The organism is Salipiger bermudensis, from assembly GCF_017309175.1.
Taxonomy (GTDB): Bacteria; Pseudomonadota; Alphaproteobacteria; order Rhodobacterales; family Rhodobacteraceae; genus Salipiger; species Salipiger bermudensis.
In genome coordinates, this window is record NZ_JAEKJV010000002.1 from 299,186 (window position 1) to 316,990 (window position 17,805).

Below are 17,805 nucleotides of genomic sequence, written 5' to 3' on the forward strand. Positions count from 1 at the left end.
ATCTTTCTAAAGCGCCACGCCCCGGCGTCCTGCAAGATCGGTGAAGAACTGCCACGCCACCCGGCCCGAGCGCGCGCCACGGGTGGCCTGCCACTCGATCGCCTCGGCGCGCAGCTCCGCTTCCTCGACCGCCACGCCATATGCGTCGCAATAGCCGCGGATCATCGCGAGATACTCGTCCTGCGAGCACGGGTGGAAGCCCAGCCACAGACCGAACCGGTCCGACAGCGAGACCTTCTCTTCCACCGCCTCGGACGGGTTGATCGCCGAGCCTCGCTCGTTCTCGATCATGTCGCGCGGCATCAGGTGGCGCCGGTTCGAGGTGGCGTAGAACAGCACGTTCTCGGGGCGGCCCTCGATGCCACCGTCCAGCACCGCCTTGAGGCTCTTGTAGTGCTGGTCGTCATGACTGAACGACAGGTCGTCGCAAAACAGCACGAAACGCTTGTCAGAGGCGCGCAGCAGGTTCAGCAGCCGCGCCACCGAGCCCAGATCCTCGCGCTGAAGCTCCACCAGCTTCACGTCCTCGCCGGCGTCGCGCACGGCGGCGCAGACGGCTTTCACGAGGCTCGACTTGCCCATGCCGCGCGCGCCCCAGAGCAGGGCGTTGTTGGCTGGCAGACCGCGCGCGAACTGGGCGGTGTTGGCAAGCAGGGTGTCGCGGGTGCGCTCGATGCCCAGAAGCAGGTCGAGCGGCACGCGGCTTACCTTGGCGACCGGCTCGAGCCGGTCTGGATCGACATGCCAGACATAAGCCTCGGCAAGATCGAAATCAGGGGCGGCGAGCGGCGCCGGAGCCATGCGCTCCAGCGCCGCCGCGATGCGGGAAAGATCCGTATCGGTCACGTCTTGTCCTTGTTCCTGGACGTATCGTCATCCGGTTCGTCGTCGTCCTCGTCGAACTCCTTGAACATCGGATCGTTCTCGGTGTCCGGCTCGTCCTCGAACCACAGGCCCTGTTCCTTGAGCTCTTTCTCACGCTTGCGCTCGACGATGCGGACGAGGAAGATCGAGACCTCGTAGAGCCCGTAGACCACGGTGAACAGGATCACCTGCGTGGTCACGTCCGGCGGGGTCACCAGCGCGGCCAGCACAAGGATCGCCACCATGGCGTATTTCCGCACGCTGCCAAGGCCCTGCGCCGAGACCAGCCCGGCCTTGCCCATCAGCGTGAGCAGAACCGGAAGCTGGAAGCACAGCCCGAAGGCGACGATGAACTTGAGCGTGATATCGAGGCTCTCGTTGACCTTGCCGAAGAAGGTGATGCGGATGCCATCGGCGGTCTCGGGGACCACCGCCGGCTCGGAGGCGGCGGGGACACCGGCCACGCCGTCGCTGACGCTGGTGGCGGCATTCGACAGCAGGTTGGCAAAAATCGACGACACGTCGGCAAAGCCGAGGAAGAAGGCCATGGCCAGCGGTGTGACGACGAAATGCGCAAAGCTCGCACCGAGCAGGAACATCACCGGCGAGGCGATGAGGAACGGCAGGAAGGCGCCCTTCTCGGACTTGTAGAGCCCGGGCGCCACGAAGCGCCAGAGCTGGTGGGAGATCACCGGGAAGGCCAGCCCGAAGCCGAACACCATCGAGATGCGGAACAGCGTGAACAGGTATTCCTGCGGGCTGGTATACTGCATCGTCGGCGACGGGTCGCCGAGCTGGCGCAGCGTCGCCTCGATCGGCCCGAGCAGGAACTGCAGGATCGGCTCGGCCACTGTGAAGGCCAGCACGATGCCGATGATGAAGGCGATCACCGAGCGGATCAGCCGCGTGCGCAGCTCCGCCAGATGCTCGATCAGCGGCGCCGAGCTGTCCTCGATCTCATCTTGGTCCGTGTGACTCATTCCTCACCGTCTTTCTTGAGAGACGCTTCCAGCTCCGCCGCCTTGGCGGCGGATTCCTCGGCGCGCTTCTGCGCCGCCTCGGCCTCGCGGCGCTGGCGGTCTGCGGCAGAGCGTGCGGCACTTGCCTCGATGCGCTTCTTCGCCGCTTCGCGCTCGGGATCGAGCGCGTTCGGGTCCTCCTTGAGGCCCTCTTTCTTCTTTTCCGGCGTCGGGTCGGTCATCGCGCGCGCCGCATCCTTCACCCCGTCCATCGCCGATCCCATCGGGTTGGTCGCGGTCTTGAAGGTCTTGGCGACATCGCGCACGCCGCTTTCATCTGCGGCATCGTTCATCGCGCGGGTGAACTCGCGCGCCATGCCGCGGGCCTTGCCCATGAAGCGGCCCACGTTGCGGAACAGCACCGGCAGGTCCTTCGGACCCACCACGATCAGGGCAACGATGCCGATGACCAGAAGCTCGGACCAACCAAGATCCAGCATCTGGGATTACACCTTGTCTTTTTCGTCTTCGGCGGGCGTGACGTCCTTGGCGCTGTCCGCCTTTTCGTCCTCGAGCTCTTTCTTGCCGTCGTCGACGCCCTTCTTGAAGGCGGTGATGCCCTTGCCGACTTCGCCCATGAGGCTGGAAATCTTGCCGCGGCCGAACAGCACGAGCACGACGACGGCGATCAGAAGAAGGCCCGGAAGGCCGATGTTGTTGAGCATTGTCTTCTCTCCAGTGGCGGGCGCCTTCAAGGGCGTCCGGTAAACTCTCTGACCCGATCTCTACGGCCTCGCGCGGGGCGCCGGAAGCGGCCGGGCGCGTTTGCGCGGCGTTGAGCGCAGAAATATGCGATGCACTTTGACACTATTATGTCAGGAGGGCACAGTGACCTTCGATCCGCCCCGCCGGCACCGAGGAGAGCGCGATGAAAAAGACCGACAGGCTCTATGCCCTGATGGAGCAGCTCAAGGACGGGCGCCTTCACACTGCCGAGGCGCTGGCCGAGCGCTTCGGCGTCTCGGTGCGCACGATCTACCGCGACATGGACGTGCTCATGGCCTCGGGCGTGCCGATCGAGGGTGAGCGCGGGCGCGGCTACACCGCGCGCGGCGGCTTCACACTGCCACCGCTGACCCTCACCGAGACCGAGCTCGAGGTGCTGCATCTGGGCCTCGCCGCGATCGGCGCCGGCGCCGGCGAAATGCCCGAGCTGGCCCAGGCGGCGCAGAGCCTCTCGGCCAAGATCGATGCGGTTCTGCCCGAGGAGGGTGCCCCCGAGCCCGGCGCCTTCGGGTTCGCCAGCTACCCGTTCCACGAGGCCGCCGAGGGCTTTCGCCACATGCCCGCGGTGCGCGCCGCGATCCGGGCGCGGCAGCGGCTGCGCATCACTCTGAGGGGCGACGGAAGCGCGCTCGAGATCCGTCCGCTGCGGCTGGACTACTGGGGCCGGATCTGGACCTGCGTGGCGTGGAACGAAACCACGGGTGCGTTCGACAGCCTGCGGCTCGACAGGATCACCGCGCTCACGCCCCTGCCCGGCCTCTTCGTCGACGAGCCCGGCAAGCGGTTGGCCGATTACGAGGGCCGCAAACCGTGACGCACGACGCACGGGGCGCGAAATTCCCGCGTCTTGCCGCAGCTCTGCCATGACTCGCCCCCGTTTGCGCTGTTAAGCATGGCGCGGGGGCAACGTGACCGGCGCCAGTCTCCGGGAAACCGGGCCGCGCGCCGGAGGGATTGAAGTGCAGACGTGATGAGTGATGCCACCGGCCATGCCGCCTACCGCGCCCGCAGCCATTTCCGCTGCCTCGACGGTCTGCGTTTTCTCTGCATCGCGATGGTGCTCTGGCATCACGCCCAGCCGGTGCGCGATCCGGACTGGCAAATCCTCGACCGGGGTTTCCTTGGCGTCGACTTCTTCTTCGTGCTGAGCGGCTTTCTGATCACCACCCTGCTTCTGCGCGAGCGCGCGCGGAGGGGGAGGTTCTCGCTGCGCAACTTCTACATCCGCCGGGCACTGCGCATCCTGCCGGTCTATGGCTTCGTGGTGACGGCGCTCTGCGCCTACTACATCCTCGTGAAGGGCGAGACCGAGTACCTGCAGGCGGTGCCGTTCTACTATCTCTTCCTGTCGAATTTCCTTACCGAGCACGTGCCGACGTTGTCGATCACCTGGTCGCTTTCGGTCGAGGAACAGTATTACCTGATCTGGCCGCTGCTGCTGATGCTGCTGCCGAGCCGGTTCTGGGTGCCGGTGGCGCTGGCGCTGGTGGCGCTGAACGTGGGCCTGGTGATGATGCCGCCCGCCGACCCGCCACTCACCGCGGGACCGCTGGTCTTCCGGATGTTCAACGCAACCTACGCGCCGATCATCCTCGGCTCGCTTGCCGCGATCCTGCTGCACCGGCCCGGCAGTTATGACCGGCTGCGCCCGCTTTGCGCCCATCGCGCCACGCCGCTGGCCGCGCTCGCCCTGATGGCGCTGATCATGCAATTCGCCCCGTTCGACATGCGCGGACTGCAGAACCTCGCGATCCACCTTCTGATGACGCTGACGCTGATGGCTCTGGTGGTGCGCGAGCGCGGCGCGCTGCAAGATGTGCTGGCCCGCCAGCCCCTCATGCGGATCGGACAGGTGAGCTACGGCATCTACCTCTACCACCTGATCGCGCTCGACCTGACGGCGCGCCTCGGTCTCGGCCTCGGCATTCCGGGCATCATCGGCGAGGGCCCGGCCCTCTGGCTGCTGCTCATCGCCTATTCACTCGTCTCATGGGCCATGGCCGAGATCAGTTTCCGCACGCTCGAGGCCTGGTTCCGCCGGTTCCGTCCGAACGAGCGCCCGCCCGAAACCGTCGCGGCAGAAAAAGACCCCCGGCAGCAGATGCAAACCGGGGGTCCCACGGGGAAACAGGTTACTCGCTAAGGAGCAGGTCCAGCCTTACTCGGCCTTCATCGCCTCGAGCGAGATCTCGAGCTCGACCTCGTCGCTGACGTAGGGTGCGAAAGCGCCGACATTGTAGTCCGAGCGGACCAGGGTGGTGGTGGCCACGAAACCGAGCCAGGGCTTGCCTTCCATCGGGTGCTCGCCCGCCTGGGTCAGGGTGGTGTCGAGCACGACTTCCTTGGTCACGCCGTTCAGGGTGAGGTCGCCGGTGATCAGCGCGGTGTTGTCGCCGGTCACTTCGATTCCGGTGGAGGTGAAGGTCACCATGTCCTCATCGGTCGCGCCGAAGAAATCGTCGCTCATGAAGTGCTCGAAGCGGGCTTCCCAGCCAGTGATCATCGAGCGCACCGGGAAGGACACTTCCACCGAGGAGGCCGCCGGATCTTCGGCGTCGTAGGAGATATCGCCCTCAAAGCCCGAGAACATGCCGTAGCCGGTCGAGAAGCCGAGGTGGTTGTAGCTGAACACGATCTGGGCGTGGCTCGAGTCGATCTCGTAGGCCTCGGGGGCGGCGGCGGCGGCGATCGGTGCTGCGGCGACGAGGCCGGCGAGGAGAAGGGATTTCATACGGTGGGCTCCACTGGTTGGGTGCGTGTTTTCGATGACAGAAAGATTGGGGCAATGCTGCGCCGCCGCAACTGCAGCTCCTCCCACAGAGTCTGTTGAAAAATGAACAGCCGCACCGTGCATTCGTGCGAGGGCCCGCCGACGGGGCGCCTGATGCGCGGGGCTCCGCCGGCATCCACTGGGCGTCCCGGTCCCGGCGACGCGGAGCTTCCTTGGCTTCTGGATCCGCCACCCGGTGGCACGGCAGTTGGGCGACGGCCCGGGCCATCCAGCGATCCTCCGCCCTGCCCGTCTTGGCCCTTGATCCCCCCGCCGAGAGGTGTATACGGGCGCATCCCTCCGCGAGACCGTATGAACCGCGCAGTCTCTCGTGGGCAGGAGTGGAGAGGATGCCTGCCCTATGAAATGCGCCTTGATAGAAATGGAGCTCACATGCCGCTTTACGAGCATGTCTTTATTGCGCGTCAGGATCTGTCCAACGCGCAGGCCGAAGGCCTCGTCGAACATTTTGGCACCGTCCTCTCGGACAACGGCGGCAAGGTCGTCGAATCCGAGTACTGGGGCGTCAAGACGATGGCCTACAAGATCAACAAGAACCGCAAGGGCCACTACGCCTTCCTGAAGACCGACGCTCCGGCGACCGCGGTTCAGGAAATGGAACGCCTGATGCGCCTGCATGACGACGTGATGCGCGTCCTGACCATCAAGGTCGACGAGCACGCCGAGGGCCCGTCGGTCCAGATGCAGAAGCGTGACGAGCGTGACAACCGTCGCGACCGCCGCAACTGATACCCTGAGTAAGAGGAGTTAAACCATGGCTGCAAAACCGTTTTTCCGCCGCCGCAAGGTCTGCCCCTTCTCGGGCGACAATGCACCCAAGATCGACTACAAGGACACCAAGCTGCTGCAGCGCTACATCTCGGAGCGCGGCAAGATCGTGCCGTCGCGCATCACCGCAGTGTCCGCCAAGAAGCAGCGTGAACTGGCCCGCGCCATCAAGCGCGCCCGCTTCCTCGCCCTGCTGCCCTACGTCGTGAAATAAGGAGGCACTCGCATGCAAGTCATTCTTCTTGAGCGCGTGGCCAAGCTCGGCCAGATGGGCGACGTCGTCGACGTCAAGCCCGGCTTCGCCCGCAACTACCTGCTGCTGCAGGGCAAGGCGCTGACCGCCTCGAAAGAGAACATCGCGCATTTCGAAGCCCAGAAGGCGCAGCTCGAGGCCCGTAACCTCGAGACCAAGAAAGAAGCCGAAGCGCTGGCAGAGAAGCTCGACGGCCAGCAGTTCGTCGTGATTCGCTCCGCCTCCGATGGCGGCAACCTCTACGGCTCGGTCACCACCCGTGACGCCGCAGATGTCGCCACCGAGGAAGGCTTCTCGATCGACCGCAAGCAGGTCATCATCCGCCTGCCGATCAAGGAACTGGGTCTGCACGAAGTCGAGGTGCACCTGCACCCCGAGGTCATGTGCGTGATCGAGCTCAACGTCGCACGTTCGCCCGAAGAGGCCGAGCTGCAGGCATCGGGCAAGTCGATCCAGGAACTGGCGGCCGAGGAAGAGGCCCAGGCCGAATTCGAGATCTCGGAACTGTTCGACGATCTCGGCGCCGCCACCTCGGACGATGGCGACCTGGTCGAGACCCCCGAGGGTCAGGCCGAAGAGGCTCGCGAAGACTGAGCCATCCGGCTCGGCCCATCGCCATGAATGTCGAAACCGCGCCGGTCCTCCGGCGCGGTTTTTCTTTTGGGCGTGTCTCCGCCCCCGCCATTACTCAAACAGGCGTCATATTCGAAAGAAACAATATCACGCTATGAATGGCCCAAACCAGCGACCCAATAAACAAACTATCAAATATAGATAAAACTCTGTGGTTTTCGTTGCCTTCAGTCTCGGAATGTCAGACAGGCGATACGCCGGGACACGCCAGGGGCGTCGCCCGGTCGGGGGAAGACAGAGGAAAAGACACGTGACTTTGGAAGAGCGCATCCGTGCGCAGCTGAGGCTTTACCGGCGCAGCGCCGGCCTCACTCAGAACGAACTTGCCAAGCGCATCGGCGCGCATGTCCAGCAGATCTATCAATATGAGACGGGCGCGGGGCGGATTCCCGCGGCACAGCTCTGGCTGATCTCTCAGGCGCTGGACATGCCTCTCGACCAGTTCTTCATCGACGCGGACATGCCCGTGTCCGAGCAGGAACAGGCGGTGTTCGACGACGTCCGCACCGCCGCGACCCTGCTGCGTCCGCTCGCGCCGGAACAGCGCAACGCGGTGATCGAGCTGCTGCGGACCATGGCACAGGACTCGCAGGCAAAGAAAAAGGCTGCCCCGCAAGCGGAACAGCCTCTTCGGGCGACGGGGTGCTGACGCACCCCGCCATCCGAACCTTGGATCACTCTTCGTCGAGCGCTTCTACCGCGGTCTGAAGCTCTTCCTTGGTGACCTCTTTCTCGGACACCTTGGCCTGCTCGGCGATGTGATCGATGACCTTGTCCTCGAAGATCGGAGCGCGCAGCTGCTGCTGCATCTGCGCGTTCTGGCGCACGAAGTCGAAGAAGGCGCGTTCCTGGCCCGGGTACTGGCGAGCCTGGTTCATGATCGCCTGGGTCATCTCGGCATCGGTCACTTCGACTTCGGCCTTTTGACCCATCTCTGCGAGCAGCAGGCCAAGACGCACGCGGCGCTCGGCGAGGCTGTTGTGCTCCTCGGTGGGCTCGATCTCGCCGTGGTCGTGGCCGTGATCTTCCGGGTGCTCTTCGTGGTAGAGCTGGTGCGCGATCTGCTTGGCCTCGGCCTCGACCAGGCTCGGCGGCAGGTCGAAGGTGACCAGAGTGTCGAGCTTGTCGAGCAGGCCACGCTTCATCACCTGACGGGCGGCACCGGCATACTCGGCCTCGAGGCGCTCGCGGATCTGGCCCTTGAGACCCTCGAGATCCTCGGCACCGAACTTCTTGGCCAGCTCGTCGTCGATCTCGGCGGCAACCGGCTCCTTGACGGCCTTGACGGTCACGTCGAACACGGCGGCTTTGCCGGCGAGGTTCTCTGCGCCGTACTCTTCCGGGAAGTTCACTTCCACGGCCTTCTCGTCACCGGCCTTCACGCCGGTCAGCTGCTCTTCGAAACCCGGGATGAACGAGCCCGAGCCCAGCACCAGCGGGTAATCCTCGGCAGCGCCGCCTTCGAAGGCTTCGCCATCGACCTTGCCGACGAAATCGATCACGACCTGATCGCCGTCCTGCGCCTCGGCGCCCTCGGCCCGGTCGTTGAAATCCTGCGCGGTCTCGGCGAGCGACGCCAGCGCCTCGTCGACGGCGGCGTCATCGGCCTTGACCACGAGCTTTTCGATCTCGACGCCGGAAAGGTCGACCTCGGGAACCTCGGGGAGCTTCTCGTAGCTCATCGCCACGTTGACGTCCTCGCCCTCTTTCCAGTCCTCGTTGGTCATCTTGACCTCGGGCTGGAGCGCCGGGCGGTCGCCGCTGTCCTCGAAATGCTTCGACATGGCTTCGTCGATCGCTTCCTGCATGGACTCGCCCATCAGGCGCTGGCCGAACTGCTTCTTCAGCAGCGGCATCGGAACCTTGCCCTTGCGGAAACCCTTCATCTCGATTTCGGGCTGTGCCTCGGCCAGCTTGGCGTTGACCTTTGCGTCCAGCTCCTCGGCGGTGAGGATCAGCTCATAGGCGCGTTTCAGACCTTCATTCAGCGTCTCGGTGACCTGCATACCATCTTCCTTGGTTCTTGCGCGGCCCCGTTCTTCAAAGCCGCTCGTCTCTGTCGAATTTGCGGTCTTCTATGCGTCCCGGCCCATGCGTGCAAGGCGGATTCGCCTGCCGCGGCGCGGCAATGGCGGCCCGCCGCACACGTCGGCGCATATCCCGCTTGCCTAGGCTTGGCCGGTGCAGTAAGCAATCGCCTGTCGCGGGTGTAGCTCAATGGTAGAGCAGCAGCTTCCCAAGCTGACGACGAGGGTTCGATTCCCTTCACCCGCTCCATTTCTCCGACATCGATATTGCTAGAGCGGCACGCCATGTGCCCGGATCTGCCCGCGTGCGCCTTGGCCTGGGCCGGCGGGTGCTATGAGGCTGACCCCGGGAACATGCCGCCGCGAAGTCCGTTCGACATCGAGACCGCGGGCCCGTCCCGGTCGCGACACCGTCTCTTGGATCTCGCGCAGGCGCGAGAGGTCAGCCGCCCGGGCGCCCCGGGCGTGCCGATCTTCAGAACCGCTTGCCGCGGATCAGTTGGGCAAGCATGCCGTTGCGGGCCGGCAGGAAGCAGCAGGCAAGGACGAAGCGGAACGGGTCGATGACCATCATGACGGATCCCTCCAGTGACGCGGACGAGGCAGCGCCGCACCACCCCCGGCGCGGCTCAGGGCGGACGCTAGCCGCGTCAAGAATCGATTCCATGACGATTCGGGCACGATCCTGCGACGGCAGGGGCTGAAACGGTTAATCGAGGGTTAAAGCAGCCGGCGGCAGGGTCGGGCTCAGCGCCCGGCCAGCCCGTCCGACAACACCTTGAGCACCGTCTCGCGCGGGGCGTCGGCGGTCACGAAGGCCTGTCCGATGCCTCGGGCAAGGATGAAGCGGATGGCGCCATCGACCACCTTCTTGTCCTGGCCCATGAGATCGTAGAGCGCCTCGGCACCCGGAAGCTCTCCCGGGATGTCAGCCAGATCCGCCTTCATCCCCATCGCCTTGAGATGGGCCCGCAGCCGCGAGGGATCCTCCTGCGGGCAAAGCCCCAGCCGGGACGACAGCTCGAAGGCCAGAGCGCAGCCGATCGCCACGCCTTCGCCATGCAGCAGCCGGTCGGAATAGCCGGTGGCAGCCTCGAGCGCGTGGCAGAAGGTGTGGCCGAGATTGAGCAGCGCACGATCCCCCTGCTCGGTCTCGTCGCGCACCACGATCTCGGCCTTCATCTCGACCGAGCGCGTCACCGCGCGGGTCAACGCGGCCCGGTCGCGCGAGGCGACCCCTGCGGCGTTGGCCTCGAGCCACTCGAAGAAGGCGGCATCGCCCAGCAGGCCGTATTTCACCACCTCACCATAGCCGGCGAGGAAATCGCGGGTCGTCAGGGTGTCCAGCACGCCGATATCGGCCAGCACCAGCGCCGGCTGGTGGAATGCGCCGATCAGGTTCTTGCCGGCGGGCGAATTGATCCCGGTCTTGCCGCCGACCGAGCTGTCGACCTGCGCCAGAAGCGAGGTCGGGATCTGCACGAAACGCACGCCGCGGCGCAGGATCGCGGCGGCAAAGCCGACGAGGTCGCCGATCACACCACCGCCAAGTGCCACCACCACGTCGCGGCGCTCGACCTTCTGCGCAAGCAGCCACTCGGTGACATGCTCGAGCTCGCGCCAGCACTTCGTCGCCTCTCCGGGCGGCAGCGACAGCGCCTCGCAGGCGATGCCCTCGGCGGCGAGCGCGCCGCGCAGGGTCTCGAGATGGGCGGCCGCGACGGTGGCGTCGCTCACCACGACAACGCGCGGGCGGCGCAAAAGCGGCGCGATCTCCGCCCCGGCGCGGGCCAGAAGCCCCTCGCCGATCCGCACATCATAGGCCCGCTCGCCAAGCGCCACATGCACCGTTCCGCTCATTCCGTCTTGTCCTCTTGCAATACATCCGAACGCGCCTTCAGCGCCTCGATCACCCGCTGCGCCATCGCCTCGACCGTCTTGGCCTGCTCGGAGGTCACGGTCACGTCGGCCAGCGCATAAACCGGCACGCGCTGCTCGTAGATCTCGCGCAGCGTGGCGTGCGGATCGGGGGTGCGCAGCAGCGGACGCGTGTTCTTGTGCTTCACGCGGTTCCACAGCACCGGCAGCGCGGCATCGAGCCAGACGGCCACGCCGCGTTCGGTGATCATCTTGCGGTTCGCGGCGCTCATGTAGGCACCGCCCCCGGTCGAGAGCACGGAAGGCGTGCCATCGAGCAGCCGCGAGATCACCTGGCTTTCCTTCTGGCGGAAGAACGGCTCACCATCGCGTGAGAAGATCTCGGCGATGGTCATGTTGGCGGCAAGCTCGATCTCGGCGTCCGAATCCCGGAAAGGAACATGCAGCGCTGCCGCAAGTGCCTTGCCCACGGCGGTTTTTCCGGCCCCCATCATCCCCACGAGAACCACGGTCTTTCGAAGCTTCAGTGCCTGCACGCTTGTATCTCGGCCATCCATCGCCAATGTTACCTTTCGAGGCCGTGAATGACGTGAGTTTGCCGAAAAGGCTAGGTATAAGTTCGGAAAAAGACACGAGGCAGGACGACCGATCGCATGGGACGTATCATCAAATGGCTTTTCATCCTACTGATCCTCGGCGGGATCGCGCTGGTGGGATATGCCTATATCGGGCCGTTCTTCGGCGCCGATTTCTCACCGCCGCAAACCGAGATTCGCGAGCCCGTGGAGCTTGATGCGAACTAGGATCCTGACACTTGCGCTCGGGCTGGGCGTGGCCTCGGCGGCTGTCGCGCAGGACGCGCAGCGGCCGATGTCGGCCATCGACTGGCTCGATGGCGGCGACAGCAACGCGCCGGCGGTGCTGCGCCCCTCGCCGCTGCGCAATCCGCAGCCCTTCGGCGTGCCGCTCGACGAACCGCCGGTGGCCAGCTCGGTGCAGCGCCCCGAGGTCGAGAGCGCGCCGCTTGGCGAACCCACCGCCGAGGCGGTGGGGCTGTTGCCGATGTCCGTCACCGGCCTGCCGCGCAACCTCTGGCGAAGCAGCGAGGTCGACACCCTCGCCGAGCTCATCGAGGAGGTCGACCCGGCGGTACCGGCGCTCTCGGCCCTTCTTTTCACCCTGCTGCTGGCCGAGGCCGATGCGCCCATCGGCTCCGGCGAGGGCGCACCGCTGCTGGCGGCCCGGCTCGACCGGCTGATCGAGGAAGGCGCCGTCGATCCCGGCCTCGCGCTGATCGAGCGCGCCGGCGGCGCCACCAGCGCCGATCTCTTCGCGCGCTGGTTCGACCTCGCGCTGCTGGCCGACAGTCCCGACGCAGCCTGCCGGGTGCTGCAGCGCCAGCCTCAGCTGTCCGACGATCTGGCCACGCGGGTGTTCTGCGATGCCCGCAACGGGCGCTGGGATCATGCGGTGACGGTGCTAGGCACCGCCGACGCGCTCGACCAGATCAACGACCGCGATGCCGAGCTGCTGCTCCGCTTCGTCGAGCCCGAGCTGGTTGACGAGGGCAACCCGGTGCCGCCGCCGGCGCAGCCGACGCCGCTGCAATTCCGCCTGTTCGAGGCAGTGGGCGAGACCCTGCCCACGCAACCCCTGCCCCGCGCCTTCGCTGCCGCCGATCTCAGCGGCACCAGCGGCTGGCGGGCGCAGCTTCTGGCCGCCGAACGGCTGGCCGCGCATGGCGCGCTGTCGGCCAACCGTCTGCTGGGGCTCTACTCCGAGCGCAGGCCCGCCGCGTCGGGCGGCGTCTGGGACCGCGTTGCCGCGGTGCAGGCGCTCGATGCGGCGCTGAACGAGGGCCGCGAGGACCTGATCGGGCCGGCGCTGGTCTCGGCCTGGGGCCAGATGCGCAGCGCGGGCCTGCTGGTGCCGTTCTCCGAGCTTTTCGGCGAGCGGCTGAGCGAGCATACGCTCGAGGGGCGCGCAGGTCGGCTGGCGCGCCGCGCCGCGCTGTTGTCGCCGGGCTACGAGACCGCCGCACGCGCGCTGGACGAGACAGGCGGCCGGCTCGGCCTTGCCGCGACCATCGCATCCGGTCAGGCTCCCGATCCGCTGCCCGAGGCCGCCTTCGAGGCCGCCGTGGCGCGCGCCTGGGACGATCCAACCCCGCCGGCCGAGCTGGCGCGGCGGCTGCAGCATGGCAAGCTCGGCGAGGTGGTGCTGCGCAGCATGGCACTGTTCGAGACCGGCGCCGCCGGCAATCACCAGGATCTGACCGAGGCACTGGCCACCCTGCGCGCCGTGGGGCTCGAGGACACCGCACGCCGGGCCGCCATCGAGCTCTTGATCCTCGAGGACGAGGGCGCGCTGCGATGAGCGCTGCCAACTGGACCGGCGCCTTTCTCGAGGCACAGGCCGCGGAACGCGGTGCCGCCGACAACACCACCGCCGCCTATGCGCGCGATCTCAACGATTTCACCGGCTGGCTGGCGGCACGCGGGCACGGGCTCGACACCGCGCAGCGCGCCGATGTGGAAGCCTACCTAATCGAGTGCGAGGCGCAGGGGCTCGCCGTCTCGACCCGGGCGCGGCGGCTGTCCTCGATCAAGCAGCTCTACCGCTTCGCCTTCGAGGAAGGCCTGCGCGAGGACAACCCGGCGGTACAGATCTCGGGCCCCGGCAAGAGCAAGCGCCTGCCCAAGACGCTGTCGATCGAAGAGGTCGACCGGCTGCTTCAGGCGGCCACCGAGCACGGCCGCACCGAGGATGACCGGCGGCGCAACACCTGCCTGATGCAGCTGCTCTACGCCACCGGCATGCGGGTGACCGAGCTCGTCACCCTGCCTGCTTCGGCGGCGCGCGGCGATCCGCGCATGCTGCTGATCCGTGGCAAGGGCGGCAAGGAGCGCATGGTGCCGCTCTCGCCCCCCGCGCGCGAAGCTCTGGCGGCGTGGCTCGCCTGCCGCGATGCCCAGGACGAGGCCGGGCGCGCCAAGGGCAAGCCGGGCTCGCCGCATCTGTTCCCTTCGCGCGGCAAGGCCGGGCACCTGACCCGCCACGCCTTCTATCTGCAGATCAAGGACATGGCGGTGCGCGCCGGCGTGTCGCCCGCGAAGGTCACCCCGCACACCCTGCGCCACGCCTTCGCCACCCACCTGCTGCAGAACGGCGCCGACCTGCGCGCCATCCAGACCTTCCTCGGCCATGCCGACGTGGCCACCACCGAGATCTACACCCACGTGCTCGAGGAGCGGCTGCGCGAGCTGGTGCTCGATCATCACCCGCTCGCCCGCGAGTGACCCGCCGGGTCACTTACCGCCGACCCCGTGCAAGGAAAGCTCAGGCGGCCTGAAAAACGCGCGCCCGCCCCCGGCCCTAGTGTCACCGCGCCGGCGCCGGCCTTGAACCGCACCCGTGCGCACCCCATAACGTCCCGGACCACCGGACAGACCCAGCAAGAGACGCCCCCCAATGGACGCCACCACCGCCGCCGCCTCCGGCACCGATCTCACCCTCTGGATCACCGCCGGGGCCATCGCCCTGCTGATCCTGATGTCGGCCTTCTTCTCGGGCTCCGAGACGGCGCTGACCGCGGCCTCGCGCGGCAAGCTGCGCGCGGCGCAGGATCGCGGCTCCAAGGGCGCCGACACCGCGCTCAAGATCACCGAGGACAACGAGCGCCTGATCGGCTCGGTGCTGCTGGGCAACAACCTCGTCAACATCCTCGCCACCTCGTTGGCCACCACGCTGTTCACCGGTCTCTTCGGCGACAGCGGCGTGGCGATGGCGACGCTGGTGATGACGCTGCTTGTGCTGATCTTCGCCGAGGTGCTGCCCAAGACCTACGCCATCACCAATCCCGAGAGCGCGGCCTCGAGCGTCGCGCGGCCGATCTCGCTGATCATCCTGGTGTTCTCGCCCATCGTGAGCGCCATCCGTGCCATCGTGCGGCTGCTGCTGCGCGCCGTCGGCGTGCAGACCGATCCCGACAGCCAAATCCTTGCCGTGCGCGAGGAAATCGCCGGCGCTCTGCAGCTCGGTCATTCCGAGGGCGTGGTGGAAAAGGAAGACCGTGACCGTATCCTCGGCGCGCTCGATCTTGCCGAGCGCACCGTCGAGGAAATCATGCTGCACCGCTCGAATATCGAGATGATCGACGCCTCGAGCAGCCCTCGCGAGATCCTCAAGCAGTGCCTCGAGAGCAACTACACCCGTCTGCCGGTCTATCGCGACGATCCCGAGAACATCATCGGCGTGGCCCACGCCAAGGACCTGATGCGCGCCATGTACGAGACCATCGCCAATGCCGGCGACCGCGCCGCCGAGGCCCTGGAGGAGTTCAACATCACCGAGGTGATGATGAAGCCCTATTTCGTGCCCGACACCACGACGCTTGCCGACCAGATGCGCAACTTCCTGCGCAAGCACACCCACTTCGCGCTAGTGGTCGACGAGTACGGCTCGCTCGAGGGGCTGCTGACGCTCGAGGACATCCTCGAGGAGATCGTCGGCGAGATCACCGACGAGCACGACCCCGATGCCGAGCACCAGGTGAAGGCGGGCGACGATGGCTGGTTCTGGCTCGACGGCGCGATGACGATCCGCGATCTCAACCGCGCCACCGACTGGTCACTGCCCGACGACGAGGCCAACACCATCGCGGGCCTCGTCATTCACGAGGCGCAGATGATCCCCACCGTCGGCCAGCGCTTCACCTTCCACGGCTTCCGCTTCGAGGTGATGGAGCGCGAGCACAACCGCGTCACTCGGCTGCGCGTGCGGCCCCTCGAGCCGGTGTCTGGCTGACCCGGCCGACCCGGTCGCTCTCGCTCCGGTGCATGTCGATGGGCAGGTCGGCGCAAAGCTCGAACCCGCCCTCGACGCGGCCCTCGCTCAGCGTGCCGCCGATCTGGGTGGCCGCAGCCTCCATCAGACGTGCCCCGAGCGAGGTCGACGACAGCGAGTCGACCACCGGCTCTGCGCTGCGCATCCGGCCATTGTCGCTGCAGATCAGTTGCATGCGGTTGGGGCCGGTACGCTCGAGGCGGAAACGGATCACGACCTCGTCCCCGCTCTCGGGCTCGGCGTATTTCGCGGCGTTGGCGGCGAATTCGTTGGCGATCACGCCAAGCGCCGCGGCGACCCGGGAATCGACCTCGATGCGGGTCGCGCCCTCGATCTCGACCCGCGTGCCGGTCAGAGCGTTGCGCTGCAAGAGCTGCGCCACCCGCTCGAGATAGCTGTCGAGCCGGACGTGATGCATCTTTGAGGTCAGGTTGAGCTCGGCATGAAGCTGCGCGATGGCATCGACGCGCCGCCCGATGGCGTCAAGCGCGTCCTGCGCCTCGGCATTGGTGATGCGCGAGCGGTAGAGCCGCACGGTCGAGGCGACGGTCTGCAGCGAGTTCTTGACCCGATGATCGATTTCCTCGCGCAGCATCTCCTTGTTCTTCAGTGCGCGCTGAAGATCGAGCTGGCGGATCACCTGGCGCGACATCACCATCAGCAGCTGACGTTGCGCCGGCGTGAGCTTGCGCGGCTTGGTGTCGAGCACGCAGAGCGAGCCGATGCTATGGCCGCTGCGGGTGATGAGCGGTGCCCCGGCATAGTAACGCATCTCGGCCAGCACGCCGCAGCAGAGCGGGTTGTCGGCGGTGCGCGCGTCATCCAGCGTGTCCTCGATCTCGAGGATATCGTCGCCGAGGATGGCATGGGCGCAGATCGACTGCTCGAGCGGCGTCTCGGAGGGCTCGAAGCCATGGCGTGCGCGGAACCACTGCCGGTCCTCGTCCACGAGGCTGATCAGCGCCACGGGCATGTCGAGCATGGTCGCCAGAAGATCGACCACCTCGTCGAAAGCGGGGTCGCGCGCGCTGTCGAGCACGCCGTAGCTTTCCAGCTCGGCGAGGCGCTCGTCCTCATCTTCGTGTTTGGGCGCTAACACCATCTTGGGCTTGTTCCCTCAAGTGACTCCGGCGAGGCACCTTATTGCAATGGCGCGGAGGGTCAACCGCGCTTTCCGACGCGCGAGGCGGGATTTCGCGCGGTATACGACCGGTGGTGCCCCCTGCTCCTGGCCGGGGTTTTTTTTGATTAACGTCCCATTGCCCCCGCGTAATGAAATCTTCACCAAAAAACGCACCGCTAACATGCAACATCCGGTATAAGGCCCGCATGGGAGGAATCGCGATCTTGATTCCCGCTGCCGGTGCCAGCCGCCGGATGCGCGGGTCCGACAAGCTTCTGATGCAGGTCAGGGGCGTGCCGTTGCTGCGCCGTCAGGCGCTCGCGGCGCTCGAAGCCGGGGATCATGTCGCGGTGGCCTTACCGGCGCATGACCACCCGCGCGCCGAGGCACTGCGTGGCCTGCCCGTGCAGATCGTCGAGGTGCCGGATGCCAAGCTTGGCATGTCCTCCTCGTTGCGCCGCGCGGTCAGCCTGCTGCCCCGCGGGCTCGAGGGGGTGATGATCCTGCCCGCCGACATGCCCGAAATCACTGCCGCCGACATGTCGCAGCTGATCGCGGCCTTCCGCGCGGTTCCGCACCCCACGATCCAGCGCGCCACCGCCGAGGACGGCACGCCGGGCCACCCGGTGCTGTTCCCGTCCGACTGCTTCCCGGCGCTTCAGGCGCTGAGCGGAGATTTCGGTGCCAAGGCGGTGCTGACGGCAAATATCCACCGGGTTCGCGACTTTCCCCTTCCCGGAGCCCATGCGCTGATCGATCTCGATACGCCCGAGGCCTGGCAGGAGTGGGAAGCGGCGCAACAGGCGGCTGAATAGGCACTTCGGACAAGACAGACCTGCGGCCGGGTCGTTCTTCGCGCACGGCTTGAGCCTGCAAAC

Annotated in this window: 20 protein-coding genes and 1 tRNA gene; 12 read left to right on the forward strand and 9 right to left on the reverse strand. The window is 66.5% G+C overall.

Translation table 11 applies throughout. The features are described 5' to 3' along the window. Positions 1-6: 6 nt before the first annotated feature. From JF542_RS04195 to JF542_RS04210, 4 genes are read right to left on the reverse strand one after another with little or no spacing between them, the layout of a single operon-like run. Complete coding sequence (locus JF542_RS04195; protein WP_207074850.1) at positions 7-846, reverse strand: DUF815 domain-containing protein; 840 nt, start codon at positions 844-846, stop codon at positions 7-9. Next, positions 843-1,844 (reverse strand): twin-arginine translocase subunit TatC, encoded by a 1,002-nt coding sequence (tatC, locus tag JF542_RS04200; RefSeq protein WP_007800823.1) that lies wholly within the window; start codon positions 1,842-1,844, stop codon positions 843-845. The genes JF542_RS04195 and tatC overlap by 4 nt, the downstream gene beginning before the upstream one ends. Beyond that, positions 1,841-2,323, reverse strand: coding sequence for a Sec-independent protein translocase protein TatB (gene tatB, locus JF542_RS04205; protein ID WP_007800825.1), 483 nt, complete (start codon positions 2,321-2,323; stop codon positions 1,841-1,843). The genes tatC and tatB overlap by 4 nt, the downstream gene beginning before the upstream one ends. 6 nt (positions 2,324-2,329) lie before the next feature. Further along, the gene (locus tag JF542_RS04210) at positions 2,330-2,548 is read right to left on the reverse strand and encodes a twin-arginine translocase TatA/TatE family subunit (protein ID WP_007800827.1); all 219 of its coding nucleotides are present in this window, start codon (positions 2,546-2,548) and stop codon (positions 2,330-2,332) included. Positions 2,549-2,751: 203 nt separating this feature from the next. Here JF542_RS04210 and JF542_RS04215 point away from each other — a divergent pair, with 203 nt between their 5' ends. Further along, the gene (locus tag JF542_RS04215; protein WP_207074851.1) at positions 2,752-3,423 is read left to right on the forward strand and encodes a helix-turn-helix transcriptional regulator; all 672 of its coding nucleotides are present in this window, start codon (positions 2,752-2,754) and stop codon (positions 3,421-3,423) included. Positions 3,424-3,579: 156 nt separating this feature from the next. Further along, positions 3,580-4,752: an acyltransferase family protein gene (locus JF542_RS04220; RefSeq protein WP_207074852.1), complete on the forward strand. Its 1,173-nt coding sequence runs from the start codon at positions 3,580-3,582 to the stop codon at positions 4,750-4,752. Positions 4,753-4,767: 15 nt separating this feature from the next. On the opposite strand, the gene JF542_RS04225 is transcribed toward JF542_RS04220, so the two are convergent. Further along, on the reverse strand, positions 4,768-5,340 hold the full coding sequence (locus tag JF542_RS04225) for a YceI family protein (protein ID WP_007800833.1): 573 nt from the start codon (positions 5,338-5,340) through the stop codon (positions 4,768-4,770). A 432-nt stretch (positions 5,341-5,772) separates the two neighbouring features. Between JF542_RS04225 and rpsF the strand changes: the two genes are divergently transcribed. From rpsF to JF542_RS04245, 4 genes are all read left to right on the forward strand, one after another. After that, positions 5,773-6,129: a 30S ribosomal protein S6 gene (gene rpsF / locus JF542_RS04230; protein ID WP_007800834.1), complete on the forward strand. Its 357-nt coding sequence runs from the start codon at positions 5,773-5,775 to the stop codon at positions 6,127-6,129. A gap of 25 nt (positions 6,130-6,154) precedes the next feature. Then, positions 6,155-6,382 carry a 30S ribosomal protein S18 gene (gene rpsR, locus JF542_RS04235; protein ID WP_007800837.1) on the forward strand — a complete coding sequence of 76 codons (228 nt, stop codon included), beginning with the start codon at positions 6,155-6,157 and terminating at the stop codon, positions 6,380-6,382. 12 nt (positions 6,383-6,394) lie between these two features. Beyond that, entirely contained in the window at positions 6,395-7,015 is a 621-nt protein-coding gene (gene rplI, locus JF542_RS04240; RefSeq protein ID WP_007800839.1) for a 50S ribosomal protein L9, read from the forward strand. A 289-nt stretch (positions 7,016-7,304) separates the two neighbouring features. Beyond that, complete coding sequence (locus JF542_RS04245; RefSeq protein ID WP_340689138.1) at positions 7,305-7,703, forward strand: helix-turn-helix domain-containing protein; 399 nt, start codon at positions 7,305-7,307, stop codon at positions 7,701-7,703. Positions 7,704-7,728: 25 nt separating this feature from the next. Here the strand turns inward: JF542_RS04245 and tig are convergent, their stop codons facing one another. Next, positions 7,729-9,060, reverse strand: a complete 1,332-nt coding sequence (tig, locus tag JF542_RS04250) for a trigger factor (protein ID WP_007800843.1) — start codon at positions 9,058-9,060, stop codon at positions 7,729-7,731. Positions 9,061-9,257: 197 nt separating this feature from the next. Between tig and JF542_RS04255 the strand changes: the two genes are divergently transcribed. Beyond that, a tRNA-Gly gene (locus JF542_RS04255) sits at positions 9,258-9,331 on the forward strand. 497 nt (positions 9,332-9,828) lie between these two features. Here the strand turns inward: JF542_RS04255 and aroB are convergent. Together aroB and JF542_RS04265 are read right to left on the reverse strand one after the other, a co-directional pair. After that, positions 9,829-10,941, reverse strand: a complete 1,113-nt coding sequence (gene aroB / locus JF542_RS04260; protein WP_207074854.1) for a 3-dehydroquinate synthase — start codon at positions 10,939-10,941, stop codon at positions 9,829-9,831. Next, a complete protein-coding gene (locus JF542_RS04265; protein ID WP_207074855.1) occupies positions 10,938-11,516 on the reverse strand; it encodes a shikimate kinase in 579 nt (192 codons plus the stop codon). Before JF542_RS04265 ends, aroB begins: the two co-directional genes overlap by 4 nt. Before the next feature lie 96 nt (positions 11,517-11,612). Here JF542_RS04265 and JF542_RS04270 point away from each other — a divergent pair, with 96 nt between their 5' ends. From JF542_RS04270 to JF542_RS04285, 4 genes are all read left to right on the forward strand, one after another. After that, positions 11,613-11,762 carry a hypothetical protein gene (locus JF542_RS04270; protein WP_007800851.1) on the forward strand — a complete coding sequence of 50 codons (150 nt, stop codon included), beginning with the start codon at positions 11,613-11,615 and terminating at the stop codon, positions 11,760-11,762. Next, positions 11,752-13,335: a hypothetical protein gene (locus tag JF542_RS04275; protein ID WP_242533572.1), complete on the forward strand. Its 1,584-nt coding sequence runs from the start codon at positions 11,752-11,754 to the stop codon at positions 13,333-13,335. Before JF542_RS04270 ends, JF542_RS04275 begins: the two co-directional genes overlap by 11 nt. Next, complete coding sequence (locus JF542_RS04280) at positions 13,332-14,258, forward strand: site-specific tyrosine recombinase XerD (protein ID WP_207074856.1); 927 nt, start codon at positions 13,332-13,334, stop codon at positions 14,256-14,258. Before JF542_RS04275 ends, JF542_RS04280 begins: the two co-directional genes overlap by 4 nt. Before the next feature lie 172 nt (positions 14,259-14,430). After that, positions 14,431-15,765: an HlyC/CorC family transporter gene (locus tag JF542_RS04285; protein ID WP_007800856.1), complete on the forward strand. Its 1,335-nt coding sequence runs from the start codon at positions 14,431-14,433 to the stop codon at positions 15,763-15,765. Here JF542_RS04285 and JF542_RS04290 read toward each other — a convergent pair. Next, positions 15,722-16,906 carry a sensor histidine kinase gene (locus tag JF542_RS04290; RefSeq protein WP_007800857.1) on the reverse strand — a complete coding sequence of 395 codons (1,185 nt, stop codon included), beginning with the start codon at positions 16,904-16,906 and terminating at the stop codon, positions 15,722-15,724. The two genes, JF542_RS04285 and JF542_RS04290, sit on opposite strands and share 44 nt — an antisense overlap. 227 nt (positions 16,907-17,133) lie before the next feature. Here JF542_RS04290 and JF542_RS04295 point away from each other — a divergent pair, with 227 nt between their 5' ends. Continuing rightward, the gene (locus JF542_RS04295) at positions 17,134-17,742 is read left to right on the forward strand and encodes a nucleotidyltransferase family protein (RefSeq protein ID WP_207074857.1); all 609 of its coding nucleotides are present in this window, start codon (positions 17,134-17,136) and stop codon (positions 17,740-17,742) included. Positions 17,743-17,805: the final 63 nt, after the last annotated feature.